This window comes from Pseudomonas sp. SMN11, from assembly GCF_052041945.1.
GTDB lineage: Bacteria > Pseudomonadota > Gammaproteobacteria > Pseudomonadales > Pseudomonadaceae > Aquipseudomonas.
In genome coordinates this window covers 26,434-46,648 of record NZ_JBKGGW010000041.1, presented here as the reverse complement: position 1 = coordinate 46,648, position 20,215 = coordinate 26,434, and the positions used below count along the sequence as shown (strand labels likewise).

General features: G+C 63.8%; 22 protein-coding genes. 16 read left to right on the top strand and 6 right to left on the bottom strand.

Features of this window, described 5'->3' with window-relative positions; all coding sequences use genetic code 11:
• Window positions 1–88: 88 nt before the first annotated feature.
• From ACLEJU_RS24985 to ACLEJU_RS24975, 3 genes are all read left to right on the top strand, one after another.
• Window positions 89–799 (top strand): YebC/PmpR family DNA-binding transcriptional regulator, encoded by a 711-nt coding sequence (locus tag ACLEJU_RS24985; protein ID WP_027920424.1) that lies wholly within the window; start codon window positions 89–91, stop codon window positions 797–799.
• 134 nt (window positions 800–933) lie between these two features.
• Window positions 934–1,878, top strand: coding sequence for a LysR family transcriptional regulator (locus ACLEJU_RS24980; RefSeq protein WP_435424683.1), 945 nt, complete (start codon window positions 934–936; stop codon window positions 1,876–1,878).
• 80 nt (window positions 1,879–1,958) lie between these two features.
• Window positions 1,959–3,371 carry a DOPA decarboxylase gene (locus tag ACLEJU_RS24975; RefSeq protein WP_435424684.1) on the top strand — a complete coding sequence of 471 codons (1,413 nt, stop codon included), beginning with the start codon at window positions 1,959–1,961 and terminating at the stop codon, window positions 3,369–3,371.
• A gap of 155 nt (window positions 3,372–3,526) precedes the next feature.
• Here the strand turns inward: ACLEJU_RS24975 and ACLEJU_RS24970 are convergent, their stop codons facing one another.
• On the bottom strand, window positions 3,527–4,900 hold the full coding sequence (locus tag ACLEJU_RS24970) for an MFS transporter (RefSeq protein WP_294334673.1): 1,374 nt from the start codon (window positions 4,898–4,900) through the stop codon (window positions 3,527–3,529).
• A 476-nt stretch (window positions 4,901–5,376) separates the two neighbouring features.
• Between ACLEJU_RS24970 and quiC the strand changes: the two genes are divergently transcribed.
• Window positions 5,377–7,284 carry a 3-dehydroshikimate dehydratase QuiC gene (quiC, locus tag ACLEJU_RS24965; protein ID WP_435424685.1) on the top strand — a complete coding sequence of 636 codons (1,908 nt, stop codon included), beginning with the start codon at window positions 5,377–5,379 and terminating at the stop codon, window positions 7,282–7,284.
• 69 nt (window positions 7,285–7,353) lie between these two features.
• Here the strand turns inward: quiC and ACLEJU_RS24960 are convergent, their stop codons facing one another.
• The gene (locus ACLEJU_RS24960; RefSeq protein ID WP_435424686.1) at window positions 7,354–7,602 is read right to left on the bottom strand and encodes a CsbD family protein; all 249 of its coding nucleotides are present in this window, start codon (window positions 7,600–7,602) and stop codon (window positions 7,354–7,356) included.
• 177 nt (window positions 7,603–7,779) lie between these two features.
• Between ACLEJU_RS24960 and ACLEJU_RS24955 the strand changes: the two genes are divergently transcribed.
• The 6 genes from ACLEJU_RS24955 (at window position 7,780) to ACLEJU_RS24930 (ending at window position 11,012) form a co-directional block, all read left to right on the top strand.
• Window positions 7,780–8,418 (top strand): dihydrofolate reductase family protein, encoded by a 639-nt coding sequence (locus ACLEJU_RS24955; RefSeq protein ID WP_435424687.1) that lies wholly within the window; start codon window positions 7,780–7,782, stop codon window positions 8,416–8,418.
• Window positions 8,405–8,965 carry a chalcone isomerase family protein gene (locus ACLEJU_RS24950; RefSeq protein ID WP_435424688.1) on the top strand — a complete coding sequence of 187 codons (561 nt, stop codon included), beginning with the start codon at window positions 8,405–8,407 and terminating at the stop codon, window positions 8,963–8,965. Before ACLEJU_RS24955 ends, ACLEJU_RS24950 begins: the two co-directional genes overlap by 14 nt.
• A 3-nt stretch (window positions 8,966–8,968) precedes the next feature.
• Window positions 8,969–9,502, top strand: a complete 534-nt coding sequence (locus tag ACLEJU_RS24945) for a DUF3833 domain-containing protein (RefSeq protein WP_435424689.1) — start codon at window positions 8,969–8,971, stop codon at window positions 9,500–9,502.
• Window positions 9,499–9,660, top strand: a complete 162-nt coding sequence (locus ACLEJU_RS24940) for a DUF2256 domain-containing protein (protein WP_435424690.1) — start codon at window positions 9,499–9,501, stop codon at window positions 9,658–9,660. Before ACLEJU_RS24945 ends, ACLEJU_RS24940 begins: the two co-directional genes overlap by 4 nt.
• A 34-nt stretch (window positions 9,661–9,694) precedes the next feature.
• Window positions 9,695–10,186: a DUF1543 domain-containing protein gene (locus ACLEJU_RS24935; RefSeq protein ID WP_435424691.1), complete on the top strand. Its 492-nt coding sequence runs from the start codon at window positions 9,695–9,697 to the stop codon at window positions 10,184–10,186.
• A gap of 154 nt (window positions 10,187–10,340) precedes the next feature.
• A complete protein-coding gene (locus ACLEJU_RS24930; RefSeq protein WP_103447901.1) occupies window positions 10,341–11,012 on the top strand; it encodes a TetR/AcrR family transcriptional regulator in 672 nt (223 codons plus the stop codon).
• A gap of 6 nt (window positions 11,013–11,018) precedes the next feature.
• On the opposite strand, the gene ACLEJU_RS24925 is transcribed toward ACLEJU_RS24930, so the two are convergent.
• On the bottom strand, window positions 11,019–12,026 hold the full coding sequence (locus tag ACLEJU_RS24925) for a GlxA family transcriptional regulator (protein WP_435424692.1): 1,008 nt from the start codon (window positions 12,024–12,026) through the stop codon (window positions 11,019–11,021).
• A 139-nt stretch (window positions 12,027–12,165) separates the two neighbouring features.
• On the opposite strand from ACLEJU_RS24925, the gene ACLEJU_RS24920 reads away from it, so the two are divergent.
• The gene (locus ACLEJU_RS24920; protein WP_435424693.1) at window positions 12,166–12,636 is read left to right on the top strand and encodes an FAD/FMN-containing dehydrogenase; all 471 of its coding nucleotides are present in this window, start codon (window positions 12,166–12,168) and stop codon (window positions 12,634–12,636) included.
• A 169-nt stretch (window positions 12,637–12,805) separates the two neighbouring features.
• Here the strand turns inward: ACLEJU_RS24920 and ACLEJU_RS24915 are convergent, their stop codons facing one another.
• Both ACLEJU_RS24915 and ACLEJU_RS24910 read right to left on the bottom strand, forming a co-directional pair.
• Complete coding sequence (locus tag ACLEJU_RS24915) at window positions 12,806–13,624, bottom strand: HDOD domain-containing protein (protein ID WP_435424694.1); 819 nt, start codon at window positions 13,622–13,624, stop codon at window positions 12,806–12,808.
• A gap of 75 nt (window positions 13,625–13,699) precedes the next feature.
• Window positions 13,700–14,599: a LysR substrate-binding domain-containing protein gene (locus ACLEJU_RS24910; protein ID WP_435424695.1), complete on the bottom strand. Its 900-nt coding sequence runs from the start codon at window positions 14,597–14,599 to the stop codon at window positions 13,700–13,702.
• Between the two features lie 220 nt (window positions 14,600–14,819).
• On the opposite strand from ACLEJU_RS24910, the gene ACLEJU_RS24905 reads away from it, so the two are divergent.
• Together ACLEJU_RS24905 and ACLEJU_RS24900 are read left to right on the top strand one after the other, a co-directional pair.
• Complete coding sequence (locus tag ACLEJU_RS24905; RefSeq protein ID WP_435424696.1) at window positions 14,820–16,043, top strand: serine hydrolase domain-containing protein; 1,224 nt, start codon at window positions 14,820–14,822, stop codon at window positions 16,041–16,043.
• Window positions 16,044–16,119: 76 nt separating this feature from the next.
• Window positions 16,120–16,332, top strand: coding sequence for a PLDc N-terminal domain-containing protein (locus tag ACLEJU_RS24900; RefSeq protein ID WP_012314118.1), 213 nt, complete (start codon window positions 16,120–16,122; stop codon window positions 16,330–16,332).
• Between the two features lie 41 nt (window positions 16,333–16,373).
• Here the strand turns inward: ACLEJU_RS24900 and ACLEJU_RS24895 are convergent, their stop codons facing one another.
• Window positions 16,374–16,700, bottom strand: a complete 327-nt coding sequence (locus ACLEJU_RS24895) for a hypothetical protein (protein ID WP_435424697.1) — start codon at window positions 16,698–16,700, stop codon at window positions 16,374–16,376.
• 202 nt (window positions 16,701–16,902) lie between these two features.
• Between ACLEJU_RS24895 and ACLEJU_RS24890 the strand changes: the two genes are divergently transcribed.
• The 3 genes from ACLEJU_RS24890 to ACLEJU_RS24880 all read left to right on the top strand — a co-directional run bounded on the left by ACLEJU_RS24890 (window position 16,903) and on the right by ACLEJU_RS24880 (window position 20,186).
• A complete protein-coding gene (locus ACLEJU_RS24890; RefSeq protein WP_435424698.1) occupies window positions 16,903–17,310 on the top strand; it encodes a RidA family protein in 408 nt (135 codons plus the stop codon).
• Window positions 17,311–17,461: 151 nt separating this feature from the next.
• Entirely contained in the window at window positions 17,462–17,956 is a 495-nt protein-coding gene (locus ACLEJU_RS24885; protein ID WP_435424699.1) for a GNAT family N-acetyltransferase, read from the top strand.
• A 139-nt stretch (window positions 17,957–18,095) separates the two neighbouring features.
• Complete coding sequence (locus ACLEJU_RS24880) at window positions 18,096–20,186, top strand: sensor domain-containing protein (RefSeq protein WP_435424700.1); 2,091 nt, start codon at window positions 18,096–18,098, stop codon at window positions 20,184–20,186.
• The last annotated feature ends 29 nt before the right edge of the window (window positions 20,187–20,215 follow it).

The following is a 20,215-nucleotide window of genomic DNA, read 5'->3' as shown; positions in this document are numbered from 1 at the left end:
TGTCGATCCACTGCCCGAGGGCGTATAAACTGCTCCCACTTTTGGCCGGTCGCTTCCTGAACCGGCCGTTGAAACAAAGAGAGTCGACATGGGCGCACAGTGGAAAGCCAAACATAGAGAAACAGCTGCCAATGCCAAGGGCAAGATCATGGGCAAGCTGGCCAAGGAAATCCAGATCGCTGCCAAGTCCGGCGCCGACCCGGACATGAACCCGCGCCTGCGCCTGGCCATCGTCCAGGCCAAGAAAGCTTCGATGACCCGCGAGACCCTTGAGCGTGCCATCAAGAAAGGCGCCGGCCTGGACGGTGAGGCCGTGCAGTACCATGCCGTCAGCTATGAAGGCTTCGCCCCGCACCAAGTGCCACTGATCGTCGAGTGCCTGACCGACAACGTCAACCGCACCGTGGCGCAGATTCGCGTGCTGTTCCGCAAGGGCCAGCTGGGCGCCAGCGGTTCGGTGACCTGGGACTTCAACCACGTCGGCCTGATCGAAGCCACCCCGGAAGGCGATGCCGACCCGGAAATGGCCGCCATCGAAGCCGGTGCCCAGGACTTCGAGGAAGGTGAAGAAGAAGGTTCGACCCTGTTCATCACTGACACCACCGATCTGGATGCCGTGCAGAAGGCGCTGCCGGATCATGGTTTCACCGTGACTTCGGCGAAGATCGGTTATACCCCGAAGAACCCGGTGAGCGCTGCCAGCCTGAGCGCTGAAGCACTGGCTGAGGTTGAAGCGTTCCTCGAGGCGATCGACGAGAACGATGATGTGCAGAACGTCTACGTTGGCCTGACTGCCTAAAAAAGCTGGGGCCGCTTTGCGGCCCTTTCGCGACACAAGGCCGCTCCTACAGGAATACGCATTTCCCTGTAGGAGCGGCCTTGTGTCGCGAAACGAGGGCAAAGCCCTCGCCGGCGATCCGGAGCCGAACCCCAATGAACCCGACCTTCGCCTCCCTCAGCCTCGCCCACCTGCGCACCCTCGACTGCCTCCTGCAGCTCAAGAATCTCAGCCACGCCGCCGACCGCCTGGGTGTCAGCCAATCGGCCCTGAGCCGCCAGCTGGCCCACCTGCGCGAAGCCTTCGACGACCCGTTACTGGTGCGCCAGGGGCGCGGTTATGTGCTCAGCGAACACGCCGAAGCCTTGGTCGAACCCCTGCGCCAGGTGCTCGAAGAACTCCAGGCCCTGCGCCAACCCGCCGCCTTCGACCCGGCCCGCTGCGAGCGGCGCTTCTGTCTGGCCGCTTCCGATTACGTGGCCGAGCACATGCTGCCGCTGCTGGTGGCTGCCTTGGAACAGGAAGCCCCGGGCGTGTCCATCGACTACCGCACCTGGCAGGCGGGGCAATACGCCTTGCTCGCCAGCGGCGAGATCGACCTGGCCACCACCTTGTTCGACGAGTCGCCGCCCAACCTGCATGGGCGCCTGCTCGGCGAAGACCGCGCGGTGTGCCTGATGCGCCAGGATCACCCGCTGACCGCGCTGGGCGTGCTTGGCCAGGACGACTACCTGGCCTGCAAGCACGTGCGCATATCCGGTGGCGGCGACAAGGACAGTTTCATCGACCGCCACCTGCGCGCCCAGGGCCTGCAACGGCGCATCAGCCTGGAAGTGCCGTTCTTCTCGGCCACGGTGCAGGTAATCGCCAACAGCCAGGCGCTGGCCACGGTGCCCGAGCACATCGCCCGGCAGCTGTGCCGCCTGCATGGGCTGGCGTGGCGGCCGTTGGGGTTTGTCGAGCATACCCAGCGCTATTGGGTGGTGTGGCATCAGCGCTTGCAGGCTTCGGCCGAGCACCGCTGGCTGCGCAATCGGGTGTTCGAGCTTTGGCGGCAGTCGCAGTTCGGGGTGCAGGGCGGGGTTGCAGGTTTGCCATAGCAGGTATGCGCGAAGCGGGGTTATTCGCCTGGGCGCAGGCGCCTAGACTGGGGCACTGGATAATCCTCAGGAGAGCGCGCGTGACCCCAGAACAATTTCGCCAATACGGCCACCAGCTGATCGACCTGATCGCCGACTACCGCCAATCCGTCGGCGAACGCCCGGTCATGGCCCAGGTCGAGCCCGGCTACCTCAAGGCCCAGCTGCCCCAAGGCGCTCCACAGCAGGGCGAGTCGTTCGACTCGATCCTCGACGACGTGAACCAACTGATCATGCCCGGCCTGTCGCACTGGCAGCACCCGGACTTCTACGGCTACTTCCCGTCCAACGGCACCCTGTCGTCTGTGCTCGGCGACTTCCTCAGCACCGGCCTCGGCGTGCTCGGCCTGTCGTGGCAATCCAGCCCGGCGCTGAGCGAGCTTGAAGAAACCACCCTCGACTGGCTGCGCCAGTTGCTCGGCCTGTCGGCCCAGTGGAGCGGGGTGATCCAGGACACCGCGTCCACCAGCACCCTGGTGGCACTGATCAGCGCCCGTGAACGCGCCACCGACTACGCGCTGGTGCGCGGCGGCCTGCAGGCCGAGGCCAAGCCGTTGATCGTCTATGTCAGCGCCCATGCCCACAGCTCGGTGGACAAGGCCGCACTGCTGGCCGGCTTTGGCCGCGCCAACATCCGCCTGATCGCTACCGACGAACAGTTCGCCATGCGCCCGCAGGCGCTGCAGGCGGCCATCGAGCAAGACCTTGCCGCCGGCAACCAGCCATGCGCCGTGGTCGCCACCACCGGCACAACCACCACCACCGCCCTCGACCCCCTGCGCCCGATCGGCGAAATCGCCCAGGCCAACGGGCTGTGGCTGCATGTCGACTCGGCCATGGCCGGTTCGGCGATGATCCTGCCGGAATGCCGCTGGATGTGGGACGGCATCGAGCTGGCCGATTCTGTTGTGGTCAATGCGCACAAATGGCTGGGCGTGGCGTTCGATTGCTCGATCTACTACGTGCGTGATCCGCAGCACTTGATCCGGGTGATGAGCACCAACCCGAGCTACCTGCAGTCGGCGGTGGATGGCGAGGTGAAGAACCTGCGGGATTGGGGGATTCCGCTGGGTCGCCGGTTCCGTGCGTTGAAATTGTGGTTCATGTTGCGCAGCGAGGGAGTGGAGGCGTTGCAGCAGCGCTTGCGGCGGGACATGGAGAACGCCCGCTGGCTGGCGGAGCAGGTGAATGCGACGGCAGAGTGGGATGTGCTGGCGCCGGTGCAACTGCAGACTTTGTGCATTCGCCACCGGCCCGCTGGGCTGGAGGGGGAGGCGCTGGATGCACATACCAAGGCGTGGGCTGAGCGGTTGAATGCGTCCGGGGTGGCGTATGTGACGCCGGCGACGCTGGAAGGGCGGTGGATGGTGCGGGTGTCGGTCGGGGCCTTGCCGACCGAGCGGGAGCATGTCGAGAAGCTTTGGGCGAACCTACAAGAGGTGGTCAAAGGCTGACATCGTCGGGGCCGCGTTGCGGCCCTTTCCGACCGGTCCGGCGCCCCGGCAAGGCCGCTCCCACATTGAGCGGCGAACGCCGTGCTTTTGTGGGAGGGGCCTTGCCGGGGCGCCGGACCGGTCGGAAAGGGCTGCAAAGCAGCCCCAGCAATCTATCAGTTGCTCACCGCCTGAAAACTCCCCTTGCGGCTGGCCTCGAAGGCTTCTTTCTCCATCGGCTTGGCATCCGGGTTACCCAGATCTTCCATCGCCATACGGTGGGTTTCCGGCGCAATGTAGGCCGCCAGTGCACACACGCAGGTGATGAAGAACGCCAGGCCACCGATCACCAGCGGAATGTTCTCCGAACCCGGTGGCGCCACCAGGGCGAACAGCGCCGGCAGCATGGCGGTGAGCATGGTGCCGATGTTCTGCGCGATGGCCATGGCCGATACGCGGTAGCGGGTGTGGAACAGCTCCGGGTAGAAGCTTGGGAACACCGCGTTGTAGCCCTGGTAGACCATGCCCCACATCACGATCGAGGCGGCGAAGGCCAGTGGCACGTTCTGGATGCTGATCGCATACAGGTAGACGAAGGCCAGCAGGCCAGAGCCCAGGCAGCCGGCGATCATGGTCGGGCGGCGGCCGATCTTGTCGGACAGGTTGCCCACGAACGGGATCACCAGCACCGCGACGATGTTGCCCACGACCGGGATCCACAGGTACACGCTCTTGTCGAAGCCGATGCCGTAGGCCGGCTGCACCGCATAAGCCGCGCCGAAGATGGTGGCAACCACCGGGATCACGTTCATCAGGGCCATGAACATCACCAGCACCATGTGCTTCCAACTGTGGCGGAAGGCCTCGCTGATTGGCGACTTGGCGACCTTGTCCTGCTTCTCTTCCTTCACGAACGCCGGGGTCTCGTGCACTTCCTTGCGGATGATGAAGCCCGCGATCAGGACGAAGGCGCTCATCAGGAACGGAATGCGCCAGCCCCAGTCATTGAAGGCGTCGCTCGGCATGAAGTAGGCCAGTGGCAAGAACACCGCCGCTGCCAGCACCTGGCCAGCCTGCACGCCCTGCAAGGTGAAGCTGGCGTAGTAACCCCGCCGCCCGAACGGGGCGTGCTCCATGATCATCGAGCTTGCGCCAGAGATTTCACCGGCTACGGCAAAGCCCTGGACCAGGCGCAGCACCACCAGCAAGGCCGGGGCCAGCAGGCCGATGTCGTGGTAGGTCGGCAGCAGGCCCACGGCCATGGTCGACAGGCCCATCAGGAACATGCACAGCAGCAATACGTTCTTGCGCCCGCGGGTGTCTCCCCAGTGGCCGAGCACAAAGGCGCCGATCGGGCGCGCCAGGTAGCCAACGCCGTAGGTGGCCAGCGAGGCGATGATGGCCATTTTCGGGTCGGTGTTGGGGAAGAAGATCTGCGGGAAGATCAGCGCCGCAGCTTGGGCATAAATGAAGAAATCGTAGTATTCGAGTGCCGAGCCAATCCATCCGCTGGCGGTCGCTTTCTTGGCTTGAGAGCTTGAGTGAGCCATCGTTGTCTCCGTTGTTCTTGTAGGTCGCCGCACGGCTGGCGTCGCCCGGGGGCGGCCAGAGGGGTGCGATCGCTTGTCGGGAGTAGGGCGGTTATAGCGCTGACGATCGCAGGCGGTGTCTGCTAAGGGAGGACGAACGAGCAGGTGCGGATCGCAAGGCGATGGAGGTGTGCATAGGTCGGTACCCGGTTTATTGAACTTATTATGTCGTGACGTTGGGCTGGTCTGCGCAGGTCCTGCCGAACGCCCGTCTGGGCAGAATTGGGCGGTCGGTGTGCCTGCGTCTGGGTTCATGTTTGCCTAGGGTTGGCAGTGAATCAATTCGTCGAAATCGGTTCTGTGCGGTAATCGAACGCAAAACTAACCATTTCGTACAAACAGATTGCCGGGCTGACTGTACCCGCGAATAATCGACAGTGCCAGGAGCCTTGCGAGGGTTTCGGCCCGTCGTCCGTCCAATAACAAGGAACTTCCCCATGCAGCGTTCGATAGCCACCGTGTCCTTGAGCGGCACCCTGCCGGAAAAGCTCGAAGCCATCGCCGCCGCCGGTTTCGACGGCGTCGAGATCTTCGAGAACGACCTGTTGTACTACGCGGGCAGCCCTCGCGAAGTGCGGCAGATGTGCGCCGACCTCGGCATTGCCATCACCCTGTTCCAGCCGTTCCGCGATTTTGAAGGCTGCCGCCGCGACCGCCTGCAGAAGAACCTCGACCGCGCCGAGCGCAAGTTCGACCTGATGCAAGAGCTGGGCACCGACCTGGTGCTGGTGTGCAGCAACGTCCAGGCCGACGCCCTGGGCGATGAACAGATCCTGGTGGACGATCTGCGCCTGCTCGGCGAGCACGCTGGCAAACGCGGCCTGCGCATCGGCTACGAAGCCCTGGCCTGGGGCCGCCACGTCAATACCTACCAGCAAGTGTGGAACCTGGTGCGCCAGGCCGACCACCCGGCGCTGGGCGTGATCCTCGACAGCTTCCACACCCTGTCGCTCAAGGGTGACCCGGCGGCGATCCGCGACATCCCCGGCGACAAGATCTTCTTCGTGCAGATGGCCGACGCGCCGATCCTGAACATGGACGTGCTGGAGTGGAGCCGCCACTTCCGCAACTTCCCGGGCCAGGGCGAAATGGACCTGGCCGGCTTCCTCGCACCGATCCTCGCCACTGGCTACCGCGGCCCGCTGTCACTGGAAATTTTCAACGACGGCTTCCGCGCCGCGCCGCCACGGCAGAACGCGGCCGACGGCCTGCGCTCGCTGCTGTACCTCGAAGAGCAGACACGCCTGCGTCTGGAGCAGGAAGGCACCGCCATCGAGCCGGGCGTGCTGTTCACCCCGCCGGCCGCCAGCACCTATGAAGGCGTGGAGTTCCTCGAATTTGCCGTCGACGAGGCCGTTGGCGCGCGCCTGAGCGGTTGGCTCAAGCGCCTGGGCTTTGCCGAGGCCGGCAAGCACCGTAGCAAGGACGTGCGCCTGCTGCGCCAGAACGACATCAACATCGTGCTCAACGCCGAGCCGTACTCGTTCGGCCACAACTTCTTCGAGGCCCACGGCCCGTCGCTGTGCGCCACCGCCTTGCGTGTAAAGGACGAGCACGCCGCGCTGCAACGCGCCACCGACTATCGTGGTCAGCCGTTCCGTGGCCTGGTCGGCCCCAACGAATGCGAAGTGCCAGCTGTGCGTGCGCCCGACGGCAGCCTGCTCTACCTGGTGGAGCAGGGCAAGGAAGGCCCTTCTCTGTACGACACCGACTTCCGCCTCGATCCGGCCGCCAGCGCCACCGGTGGCCTGCAGCGCATCGACCACATGGCCCTGGCGCTGCCGGCCGAGTCGCTGGACAGCTGGGTGCTGTTCTACAAGAGCCTGTTCGACTTTGCCGCCGACGACGAAGTGGTGTTGCCCGACCCGTACGGCCTGGTCAAGAGCCGCGCTTTGCGCAGCCAATGCGGCAGCCTGCGCTTGCCGCTGAACATCTCGGAAAACCGCAACACCGCCATTGCCCATGCGCTGTCCAGCTATCGAGGCTCGGGCGTGCATCATATCGCCTTCGATTGCGCAGACATCTTCAGCGAAGTGGCGCGGGCGAAGGAATCCGGGGTGCCGTTGCTGGAAATCCCGCTGAACTACTACGACGACCTCGCGGCGCGCTTCGATTTCAACGACGAGTTCCTCAGCGAACTGGCGTACTACAACGTGCTGTATGACCGTGATGCCCAAGGTGGCGAGCTGTTCCACGTGTACACCGAACCGTTCGAGGAGCGTTTCTTCTTTGAGATCATCCAGCGCAAGGGTGGCTATGCCGGGTACGGCGCGGCGAACGTCGCGGTGCGCCTGGCGGCCATGGCCAAGCGCCGCAGTGGAGCGGCGCGCAAGCCGGTGTTGTGATTGCGAGGTGCCTGCCGACAGGTATATGGCGCCTGTCGGCATACCACTCGGCGATGCGCCGCTGCAGGCTCAGCGCCGCAACAAACGGCTGACCACCAGCGCAAGCCCCGCAGCCACCGCCAGCGCCGTCAGCGGTTTCTCCCTGACGAATGCCGAGACGTTGTCCAGGGCATCGCCGTAGCGCTTGGTCAGTTCCCCTGACGCCTGACGGGCATCACCTTCAGCTTCCAGTGCCGGGTCCTCCAGCCACTGCCCAGCCGCGCTCTGCGCCTTGCCAGCCAGTTTCTCTGCTACACCTTCGATCTGTTCACGCTTCATGATTAATCAAACCTTCCTGTGAATGGCCATGGGGTTGTCGCACTGGGTTAGGAGGCAGCGACTGTGGCTTAGTTCCCGCTGCGTAGGCCGCCGATCTGACGGGGAGCGAATGCTTGTCATCTATGCTTATGTGGCTTTTATCCGGAAGTTGTGACAGGTCCAGTCGAGAGGGCAATCATGAGCAAGGTATTCGTCAACATCGGCCTCAGCCTTGACGGCTACATGGCCCCGGAAGGCATGGACATCGCATATTGGGAAAACCCCGAGTACAAGCACTGGGGCGCCAGGTGGGGTGAGCTGATGAGCTGGATCCTCAAGCAGCAGTACTTCCGCGAGCACCTCATGTTCGCCTCGGGCGGCGAGACCGGCCCGGTCAACGACATGCTCCGTTACACCCTGGAGCGTACCGGCGCCGCCATCATGGGCAAGCGCATGTTCGAGCAGGGCGAGCGCAGTTGGCCGGAGGTAGCGCCTTTCCATTGCCCGGTGTACGTGCTCACCCACGAAAAGCGCGAACCGTGGGTGCGCCCGGGCGGCACGACGTTCCATTTTTGCAACGATGGGCCGGCGAAAGCCCTTGAGCTAGCCAGGGTGGTTGCAGGCAGCCGTGACGTCCGCATCTCTGGCGGCGCGGACGTGATACAGCAGTACTTACGCATGGATGCCATCGACGAACTGGAAATTGCCCTTGCTCCGGTGCTCTTTTGCTGTGGACGACGCCTGTTCGACAACCTGCATGAGCCCGTGGCCAGGTTTCGGGTCGAAAAAGCATTCCATACACCCGATGCTACGCACCTGCGCTATGTGCGAGCGTGAGGGGAGGTCGAACCTGGCTATCCGCGCGTTCGCGCTGGTCGCCCTGCTGGCGATGGCACTGCCCGCAAGCGCGGATTGGCGTGCGTCACTGCCTGCCGCACAGGTCGCGGGCAGTGGCGACTTCACCTGGTTCGGCCTGCGCCTCTACACTGCCCGCCTGTGGCGCGCCAGTGGCTCGTGGAGCTGGGACGAGCCATTCGCCCTCGAACTGGTCTACCACCGGTCGCTGTCACGGAACACGCTGGTGCAGGCCAGCATCGATGAAATACAACGGCTGGCGAAGTATCCATTGCCCACCGACACCGTCAAACGCTGGTCAGCCGCCATGGCTGAAGCCTTCGTGGACGTGCGCCCGGGCATGAACATCACCGGCCTGTATCTACCCGGCCAGGGTTGCCGTTTCTACGTCGATGGTCAACTCAGCCTGGAAGTCGCGGACCCGGCCTTCGCCCGAGCGTTCTTTGCCATCTGGCTGGATCCCCGGGCCCGCGATACACAGCTGCGCGAGCGTCTGCTAGGAGTGGGCGGGAGCGAGCGAGGAGGTTGAGCCATGTACAAGGCACTGCTGTTGATCGCCTGCCTGCTCCTGGGCAGTTGCAAGGTCGGGGTCGAACACTACGCCCAGGAACAACCGCGCCTGGACCTGGCGGCGTTCTTCTCCCAACCGGTGCAGGCGTGGGGCATGTTCCAGAAGCGCTCGGGCGAGGTGGTCAAGCGCTTCCATGTGCGTATCGACAGTCGCCGCGAAGGTGAGCGACTGATCCTCGACGAGCATTTTGTGTACAGCGATGGCACACGCCAGCAGCGGACCTGGACCCTCACCCCCGACGGCCCCAACCGGTGGCGCGGCACGGCAGGCGATGTGATCGGCGAGGCCACTGGCATCATGGCTGGCAACGCCCTGCAATGGCGCTACCAACTGGACCTGCCGGTCGATGGCCGGCACTGGACCATGGACATGGACGACTGGATGTACCTGATGGACCAGGACACCATGATCAACCGCACGCGCATGAGCAAGCTGGGTGTGGAAGTCGGGCAGATCACCTTGTTCTTCCGCCGCATGCCGCATGGCTCGCCATGAACAAGGGTGAGCTACCCAGCAAGGTCTGTGTCGTCTGCGGCTTGCCATTCACCTGGCGCAAACGCTGGGCGCGTTGTTGGGAGGAGGTGCGCTACTGCTCCGAGCGCTGCCGCCGTGCAGCGAAACGCCGCGAGCCGCAGGCGAGTGAAACATCGTAAGGTCAGCCACTAAATACTGTTATAGAGAGCTTTCATGCTTTATGTCGTCATGCTCGGCGGCCGCCACCCGGCCGCCAAGATCGAAGTCCACGACGTGGTGTTCGCCCACGCCGACACGCTCGAACACACCTATCCCCAGTTGCGCGAAGCCTGGTTCGGGGCGGCCAAAGGCCTGCATATCGATTCCTGGCTTGAAGTCCACGGCGTGGATGGCTATCGCGTGGAGCTCCAGCCAATGCCCCCAGGCAAGGAGGCGTTACGCCTGTTTTTCATCAACCTCGGCGGGTACGAGCGGGATGTATTTGGCGAGGCGCACCGCTATCTGCTGGTCGCCGCCGCCAATAAGGTCGATGCCAAGGCCATGGGCAAGAAGCGCATGCAGCGTAGCTGGCTGAAACCCCACACCGACGCCTTGCTCGACGTCGACCAGTGCCTGGCGATCGATCAGGTCGCGGGCCTGCATGTGCATCTGGTGCAAGGTGAACATGCCGACCCGGTGGCCCGCAGCGATTACATCCTGCTCTGAAGGCTCGCCTCACCATCGGGTACTGCGCAAGCCTTAAGGGTACAGTGCCCCTATTTCCAGCGCGCTGAGTCAGCCTAAACCAAAAGCCTGCTTCCCAGCCCCTTGCCACTCACGGATAATCCCCCAAATCCCAAAAAATACACCGTGAGCCGCCATGAGCAACCCCGTAGCCCCCCTCAGCCCGCCTGAACCCTCGGCTACGCGCCAACCGCGCAAGAACAACCCCGAGAAAACCCGCGAGGACATCCTCCAGGCCGCCATCAACGAGTTCGTCCAGCAGGGCCTGGCCGGCGCGCGCGTCGACGCCATCGCCGAGCGTACGGCCACTTCCAAGCGCATGATCTACTACTACTTCGGCAGCAAGGAGCAGCTGTACGTCGAGTGCCTGGTCAAGCTGTATGGCGACATCCGCAAGACCGAGCAGAGCCTGGACCTGGAGTCGCTGCCGGCCGAGCAGGCGATTCGCCGGCTGTCCGAGTTCACCTTCGACCACCATGACCGCAACGTCGATTTCGTGCGCATGGTCTGTACCGAGAACATCCACTACGGCGAGTACGTCAAGAAATCCCCGGCCATTCGCGAGATGAGCAGCCTGGTGCTGCAGGCATTGGGCAGCACCCTGGCGCGTGGCGTGAAAGAGGGCGTGTTCCGCGAAGGCATCGAGGTCATCGACCTGCACATGCTGATGAGTTCGTTCTGCTTCTACCGGGTGTCCAATCGCCACACCTTCGGTGACATCTTCCAGATAGACCTGGCCGACGAGCAGGTCAAGCAGCGCCACCGGCAGATGATCTGCGACGTGGTGCTCAGCTACATCCGCGCCTGAACCCGCTTACTCGCCCAGCCGTTGCTCGCGTGACGGCGGATAGCCGAAGTAGGCGGCATAGCACTTGCTGAAGTGCGACACCGAGACAAAGCCGCAGGCCACTGCCACCTCCATCACCGACAGGTCGGAGTACTGCAGCAGGCGGCGGCTCTTGGTGATGCGCAGTTCCATGTAGTAGCGCCGCGGCGAAGTACCAAGCTGGGCCTGGAACAGGCGGTCGATCTGCCGACGCGAGCGGCCGCTGTAGGCCGCCAGCTGGTCGAGGCTCAGGGTTTCTTCGAGGTTGTTTTCCATCAGCTCGACGATGGTGCGCAGGTGCAGGCTCATGGACTTTTTCGCCCCGGGGCCGACCTGGCGGTAGCGAGCGCCGGAGAACGACAGGATCTCCTCCACGCCCTCGGCCAGGCCATCGCCATACAGGCGGCGCACCAGGCCGAGCATCAGCTCCATCGCACCGTTGGGGCTGGCGGCGCTAAGGCGGTCGCGGTCGAGGGTGAAGCTGGACGGGGTGATGCGGGTTTGCGGGCTGCGCTCGGACAGGCTGGCGCGCTGTTCGGGGTGGATGCTGCAGCCGTAGTCGTCGAGCACGCCGGCCCGGCCGAGGAACCAGGCGCCGTTCCACAACCCGCCCAAGGCCATGCCGTGGCTGGCGCAGTCGTCCAGCAGGCGGTCGAGCTCGGGGTATTTCAGCGGTGTACGCAGGCCGCCGCAGACGATCAGCAGGTCGAGTTCCTTCAGTTCGCTGGCAGACAGTTCGCTGGCGACCAGTTCCAGGCCCAGGTCGCTCAGCACCCGGTCACCCTTGAGTGACAGCGGGGTAAAGCGGAAGCTGTCGGCGCGCAGGAGGTTGGCGGTGACCAGCACGTCCATGGCCACGGTGAAGCTGGCCATCGAGAAGTGCTCGAGCAGGATGAAGTCGACGCGGTAGGGTGCCTCGGGGCTACCGGCGCTGGCCTTGAGCCGCAGCATGTTGCTGGTGCTGGTCTTCTTGCTGAACTGACGTGGGGTGGGCACTCTGGACTCCGCTTCCTGGCTGGCCAGCAGAGTGTGGCGGGAGCGTGCGGGAAAGACAACTTCCGGTGGGCGCGTGTCGTATTGCAGGTCGTGTTGAGGCAAGTGGGCTATGCTGGCGATCCTGTTCTGGAGAACCTCGATGAAATACGCCATCGCATTACTGTTCGGTCTGCTGCCGTTGCTGGCCAATGCCTTGGAGGCAGGCGAGCGACTGGCGCCCTGGACGCTGCTTGACCAGTACGACCAGCCTTACAGCCTGAACGCCGACACCCACATACTATTGGTGGCTCGCGACATGGATGGCGCCAAGCTGGTCAAGGCCGCCCTGGCCGATACCCCCGAGGGTTATCTGGAGGCGCGTGATGCGGTGTTCGTCGCCGATATCCAGCGTATGCCGGCGCTGGTCAGCAAACTGTTCGCCATTCCGGCGATGCGCGATTACAGCTACCGGGTGATGCTCGACCGCGAAGGCCGCGTGGCCAGCCGTTATCCGGGGCAGGCAGGGCAAGTGTCGTGGTTGCAGTTGCAGGATGGAGTGTTGGTGAACCAACAGGCATTTGCCGATGCTGCCGCACTCAAGGCTGCCTTGGAGCACAATGCGGATCACTGAGTGATGCTTGGGCCTGGCACGGTCATTGTGGGAGCGGCCTTGCGTCGCGAGAGGGCTGCAGAGCAGCCCCAGGATCTCGGCATCACGCAGGAGTTGCCGGGGCCGCTCTGCGGCCCTTTCGCGACGCAAGGCCGCTCCCACAGGAGCCAGCGTCTGCCTTAAGCTTTGCTCAGGCCAGGTAGTCGGCGAAGGCCTTGTCCTGCTCCAGCACGAATGGCAGCTTTTCGAATAGCAAGTCGAGGTTGACCTCTTCGAACAGCGGGCCACCCAGGGCTTCGCGTGCCTCGTCCGTCGGCCCGCCATGCTGCTCCAGCGCATCGAAGATCTCCATCGCCTGGGCGATGACCCGCGCATAGGGCTGGCCATCAGGCGCCAGGTGCGGTTGTGCCTGGTAACGAATAGCCGCCTGCAGGGTTTGCGGCAGGTTCCAGCGCTTGGCCAGTTCGGCGCCGACTTCCGGGTAGCCGAAGCCCAGTTGCTGGGTTTCGCTGGCAGCGCGGTTGGTGGTGCCACTGGCCCCTTTGATCCGTGCGGCGTATTCCGGCGCGCCGGTCTGGATCAACAGCTCGCCGATGTCGTGCATGACCCCGCAAGTGAAGGCCACTTCAGCGTCGAGCCCGGCCTGGCGGGCTAGCAGGCGGCTGATGCTGGCAACCTGGAAGGTGCGCCCCCAGAACACCTTGAGGTTGAAGCCCGGTGCCGACTTGAACGCCCCGGTTACGGCCGAGGCCAGCACCAGAGTGCGTAGCGTGTTGAAGCCCAGGCGCATGGCCGCATCCTCGATGCTGGCCGACTCGCGGGCGCCCTTGAAGCGCGCCGAGTTGGCCAGGCGTAGCACCTTGGCGGCGATTACCGGGTCGCGCTCGATGCTGCGCGCGACCTTTTCCAGGCTCTCGTGGGGGTTGTCGAACTGCTGGACCAGCTCCAGGGCCACCTGGGGAATGCTGGGGAGAGTGTGCAACTGCGCAAACAGCGTATTGATGTCCATGGCAAGACGCTCTTCGTCCGGTGGGACTTTATACGATAGGCAATTTTTCGCTGTCTGCCTGCCGCTGGTCCGGCTTCAGCACGCGGCGTTCGGGAAGTCGCCACGCAGGTTCTCCCGCAACCAGGCGATGAACCACAGCGCATCCTCGCCGGGCGCGGGTGTCGGGCTCAGCACCTGGTAGCTTTCAAGTGGTACCCCTTGTGCCACGCAGCGCACCAGGCTGCCTGCGGCCAGCTCGTCTGCCACCAGCACCTCGGTGGCCAAGGCAATGCCGTGCCCCGCCTTGGCCAGGTTCAGCACGATGTCGTTGCTCACATGGGAAGTATCTGCCTTGACGCATTGCCGCACACCCTGGGCGGCAAACCAGCTGCTCCACCGGCTGCCGCTGTCGACGTGGATAAGTTTGCACCCGGGCAGCTCGACCACCGTCAGCGCCAACGGCAGCGTCGCCCTGAAGGCGGGTGAACAGACGGCAAACACCTCCGGGCGAATCAGCAGTTCATGCACACCCGACAATTCCCCCGGCAAGCCATAGGCGATGGCCAGGTCCGCCTGGCGGGCGTCGACGCTGGTAAAGGTGGCGTTAGGTTCGATGGCGATCTTCAGCTCCGGGCGCAGGGCTTTCAACGCCCCGATGCGCGGGGTCAGCCAGCGCGAGGCGAAGGCCGGCACGCACAGGATCCGCAGCCAGCGCTCGGGCGCCCGGCGGCTGACCACCTGGCCGGCATGGGCCAGCATCTTCAAGGCTTCCGAGGCGCTCTGGTAGTAGTAGGCGCCTTCCTGGGTCAGGCTCACGCCCCGCGGCGAGCGGTCGAGCAGGCGCACGCCCAGCCAGCCTTCAAGGATCTTCACATGCCGGCCGACGGCGGGTTGGGTGACATGCAAGGCCTGGGCGGCAGCGACGTAGCTGCCCAGGCGAGCGGCGGCCTCAAAGGCACGCACGGCGTTCAGGGGCGGGAGCCGGTCGAGGGACATGAGCAACCTTGGCTTGTTAGTTTTTTTAATAGTGGCTGCAAAATTATTGTGCTTTTCCGTGCCTGGCAACTTGTCCAGACTCGCTTGGCATACTTCCACACCTTGCGAGGAGCGGCCCATGCCGGCATTTCCAAGAATAAGAACATCCCTGTCTGCCTTGGCCATCGTGGCCACCCTGAATGCTGTGGCTCACGCCGAAGAGGGCAAAGGACCGTGCGGTGTGCCTGGGCTGAAAACCTGCCCGCAACCGTTCGACAAGACGCTGCCAGCGGCCAAGGACATGCTCAGCTGGGACCAGGCCACCCGGGTGATCGGTTTCCGCAATACCTACCGCCTGTATGGCGGCGATGTGTTCAGCACCCGGGGCGCCAAGCCATACCCGCTGCCTGAAGCCGCCCACCCGCTTGCTGAAGTGCGCTACACTGTGGATGGCAAGCCGCAAGGCATCGCCGACTATGAGCGCAACCAGAGCGTCACCGGCCTGCTGATCCTCAAGGACGGCAAGATCGCCTACGAACACTATGCTCAGGGCAATACACCGCAGACCCTGTGGACCTCCCGCTCGGTGGCCAAGTCGGTGGTCAGCGTGCTGGTCGGGGTGGCGATCAAGCAGGGCAAGATCCATTCGGTAGACGACAAGATCACCCGCTACATTCCCGAACTGGCCGGCACCGCCTGGCAGGACGTGACCCTGCATCAGCTGCTGCAGCACAACTCGGGTGTGGTCTGGGACGAAAACTACGCTTCTAAGAACTCCGACTTCTCGCACATGACGCAGTGCGAAGCGACACCAGACCCGTTCACCTGCGTGTTCAACCTGGTGAAGTCGGTGAAGCGCAAGCCTGGGGTGAAACCCGGCGAAGTCTGGTCGTACAACACGGGTGGTGCCTGGCTGGTCGGCCGGGTCCTGGAGAATGCCACCGGCCAGACCCTGGCGAAGAACCTCGAAACGCAGATCTGGAGCCGCTACGGCATGCAGCAGGACGGCGTATGGCATGCGCTGGTACCGGGCAAGGTCAACATGGGCGGACACGGTTTCAACGCCACGCTGCGAGACTGGGGCCGCTTCGGCCAGTTCGTGATGAGTGGCGGGCAGCTGCCGGGCGGCGAAAAGCTGCTGCCGGACGACTGGATCGCCCGCTCCACCCACTGGACCCAGGCCAAGGGCTCGGTCACCGATGCAGCGCCGAACGGGCAGTACGGCTATCAGTGGTGGTACAACGCACCGGCAGCGGATGCCAAGCTTGAGCCGAAGAGCACGGCGACCAGCGACCAGACGTTCTGGGCGCTGGGCATCTACGGCCAGACCATCGCGATCAACCCGGCGCAGAAACTGGTGATGGTGCAGTGGTCGACCTGGAAGAATGCTGAAACGCCAAGCTCCCTGTACGACGAGCAGGCGGTCTTCGTGAACGCGGTATCGCAGGCGCTGGGCGGTAAGTAGCGGCAAGCAAGCAATCCAAATGAACCCTCACGGCTGGCAGCAACCCAACCCAGTACATGGCAACGGGAGAGCACTCATGGAAATCGGAACGATCTGGATCATTGTCGCGGCCCTGGTCATCTTGCTGGAGATCTTCGCCATCTGGCACATCATCGGTAGCGAACGGCGCGCAGAGCGCAAGATGCTATGGATCGTGTTCGTGGTCTATGCACCGTTCCCGGGGTTGTTGTTCTGGGCCTGGCGGGGGCCGCGGGCGGTGAAGGGCAGGGCGGTGCTGCAGGAGAAATGACGGCGGCGGTATCAGGCGCGGGGCGCCTGATACCGGTGGCTTCAGTCCGGCGTGATACCGATCTTTATTTCCGGGTCCAGGCCGCTCACCAGCAGGCTGCCGGCGAAGCTGACCGTGTCCTGTACTTCAAGCGCCTTGAACGCGTCGCGGATGCGGGTACGGATCGCCTTGCCGGCCTCTTTGCGTTTTTCTTCCGCAGTGCCTGGGGACAGGACCAGTTCACCGTTCAGGGTCGTTTCGATCTTGCCGGTTTTTTCCCAGCCCATCTCTTCGCGCAGGTGGGTACGCGCTGCTGCGGCGTCACTTTCATGATCATTGCTCACTGGGCTGATGGTGTAGGCGAGTTGGAACGCGTAGGGCTTGCTCATGGCTTTTCCTTCAGTGAAGCGGCGCTGCGCCGCGGTTGTGGCCTCCGTGCCGGGAGCTGCAATCTAGCGAACTGCGCGGCTTAGGCCTACATACGCGGTGTTGAGCTTCTGTACTTCAATCAAGAAACTTCCTACAAGCGGTTGACCTCTACCTAACTCGAGCCAACAGACTCGGACGCTCACTCACACGAAGGAGCGTTCCATGACCCGCGCATTCCAGCTGTCCAATCCACAAGGCCTGTACGACCCCAGCGCCAACGCCTATTCCCATGTTGCCGAGGTGACCGCCGGCAGCCGCCTGCTGTTTATTGCAGGGCAGGGTGGGGAGGATGCCGATGGGCAGCTTTCGTCCGAATTTGCACGGCAGGCGCGGCAGGCGCTGGCCAATCTGCAGACTGCGCTGGCTTCGAAAGGGACGGAGTTGGCACAGGTGTTCAAGCTGACGTTGCTGATTGTCGATCACAGTGAAGAACGCCTGGCGCAGTGGGTGGTTGAGGCGGATCTTGCGTGGGGAGGACACATGAAACCGACCTGCACGCTGATACCGGTGCCGCGCCTGGCGCTGGATGGAATGCTGGTGGAGATCGAGGCTGTGGCGGCTATTGCATAAGCCTGCACCGGCCCTTTCGCGGGGCCCGCTCCTACAGGTACAGCGCCGACCGTGAAGGCAGCGCTGTACCTGTAGGAGCGGGCCCCGCGAAAGGGCCAGTACTGGCACTACAAAAGCCTTAGAATGAGCTTTTCCCCGAGCCCACCCAGCCATGCCGCCCATCGAACTGCTGCCCACCACCCCTGACCAGGCCGAACTGATCCGTAACCTCTATCAATTCTACGCCTACGAGTCCTCCGACTGGGAGCAGGAAGATGTCGAGGTTGACGGCCGTTTCTACATCCACGAAGAGCACCTGCAGCGCTACTGGCAGTCCCCGGGCTGGAGCGCCAGCCTGGTGCTGGTGGACGGTTTCATCGCCGGCTTCGTGCTCGTCGAGCGCAGTGAGCTGCCCGGCATCGAGGCGCTGGAGCTGGCGGACTTGTTCATCCTCAAGCGCTATCGACGCCAGGGCATCGGCCGTGCCGTGGCCAGCCAATGCCTCGCCAGCCTGGGTGACTGGCTGCTGCGCTGCTACGCCCTGGACCCGATCGCGGTGGCGTTCTGCAAGGCGGTGCTGGCCGACCTGCATCGGCCAGTGCAACAGATCTACCCCGGCGATGACCCGGACCTGCTCACCTATCAGGTGACCGCCACTCGGCACTGATTGCCTGTCGATAGAGCAAAATTTTGTGATCCACTTCACAAAATCCACTCGCAAGGCATAATGCCAGCACTGATTTTCTAGACTCGGCCCCTCTGGCCCGGTGTTCCTTTCGTGCGCGTCGCAGGTTCAGGTAAATTTCATGTCGCTAGTCGCAAGTCCCGACATCATGTACCGGCTGTTGATCCAGAGCGTGGTGGACTATGCCATCTACCTGCTCACCCCCGACGGTATTGTTGCCAACTGGAACCCCGGCGCCCAGCGGGCCAAGGGCTATCGCGCCGAAGAGATCGTCGGCCAGCATTACTCGCTGTTCTACAGTGAAGACGAGCGCGCGGCCGGCTTGCCCGAGCAGAACCTGGAGCAGGCGCGCAGTACCGGTCGCTTCGAAGAGATCGGCTCGCGCCTGCGCAAGGACGGCTCGGCATTTCATGCCCATGTGGTGATCGACGCGGTTCGCGATGACAACGGCCAGCTGGTCGGCTTCGCCAAGGTCACCCGCGACATTTCCGAGCGCCGCCAGCAGGAGCTGGAGCTGCTGCAAGCCAAGGAACTGGCCGAGCAGTACAGCCAGGAAATGGCCAACCTGTCTCAGTTCCTCGACTCGGTGATCGCCAATATCCCCGCCAGCGTCATCGTCCAGGACCTGGAAAGCCAGCGCATCCTGCTCGCCAACCAGCAGGCCGAACGCCTGTTCGGTGGGGGCGGTAAGCCAATGATCGGCCATATGCCTGGCGAGTGCCTGGCACCGGCCGCGGCCGATTACCTGGAAACCCAGCTCAGCCGAGGCGCGCGCAGCAGCAAGGGATTTGCAGCCGAAACCCGGGTCGACACCGCCTGCGGCCCGCGCACCTTGCGCAGCCGAGCGCTGCTCAGCCAGAAATGCGAAGGTCAGGCGGATTACGTGTTGTTCGTGGCCGAAGACGCTACCGAAGAGCTCGCCGCCCACGCGCAGATCCACCACATGGCGCACCACGACGCGCTCACCGGGCTGCCCAACCGCACTTTGTTCCATGAGCGCCTCAAGCAAGCCCTGGTACGCGGTCACGAGAACGAAAAGCTCACCGCCGCGCTGTGCCTGGACCTGGACAACTTCAAGAACATCAACGATTCCCTCGGCCATGCCTTCGGCGACAAGCTCCTGCGTGCGCTCGGCAAGCGCCTGCGCCGTGAGCTGCGCGAGCACGACACTCTGGCCCGATTGGGTGGCGACGAGTTTGCGGTGGTGCTGACCCACCTGGACAGCCACGAAGCCGCCTGCAATACCGCCAGGCGCCTGATCGAGGCCATTCGCCCGCCGTTCCAGATCGAAGGCCACCAATTCTCGGTGGGCGTCAGCATCGGTATCGCCATCGCTCCCGACGACAACGATCAGGCCGAACAACTGCTCGGTTACGCCGACATGGCCCTGTACGAGGCCAAGCGCAATGGCCGCAACCGTTACGAGTGCTTCCACCTCGAACTGGATGTCGCCGCCCGCCAGCGCCGCCTGGTGGAGACCGACCTGCGCACCGCTTTGCACCTGGGGCAGTTGCAGCTGCACTACCAACCCGTGGTGGATCAGCAGACCAGCAGCGTGACCGGCTACGAGGCGCTGCTGCGCTGGGAGCACCCAACCCGTGGCATGGTCATGCCCATGGACTTCATCCCCATTGCCGAGGAAACCGGGCTGATCCACGAGCTCGGCAACCGTGCGTTGAACCTGGCGTGCCAGGAGGCGGCCACCTGGGGTACCGAGCAGACCGTGTCGGTGAACCTGTCGGCGGTGCAGTTCAAGAACGCCAACCTGGTCCACACCGTGACCCTGGCCCTGGCCGACTCGGGGCTGGCGCCGCAGCGCCTGGAGCTGGAGATCACCGAGTCGGTACTGCTCGGCAACAGCGAAGAAAACGTGCGCACCCTGCGGGCGCTGAAGGACCTGGGCGTGTCGATCTCGCTGGATGACTTTGGTACGGGGTATTCGTCGCTGGGCTATCTGCGTTCGTTCCCGTTCGACCGGATCAAGATCGACAAGTCGTTCGTGCATGACATGTGCGACAGCCGCGAAGCGATGTCGATCATCCGCGCGATCACCGAGCTGTCCAACAGCCTGATGATCAAGACCACGGCCGAAGGGGTGGAGTCGGAGGAGCAGATGGAGCGGCTGCGGGCGGAAGGGTGCTCGCACTTCCAGGGCTATCTGTATGGGCGGCCGGCGCCGGCCAGCGAGCGTTTGAAGCAGGTTTGTGTGTAGCCGTTCGAGGGCCCTTGGGGCCGCAAAGC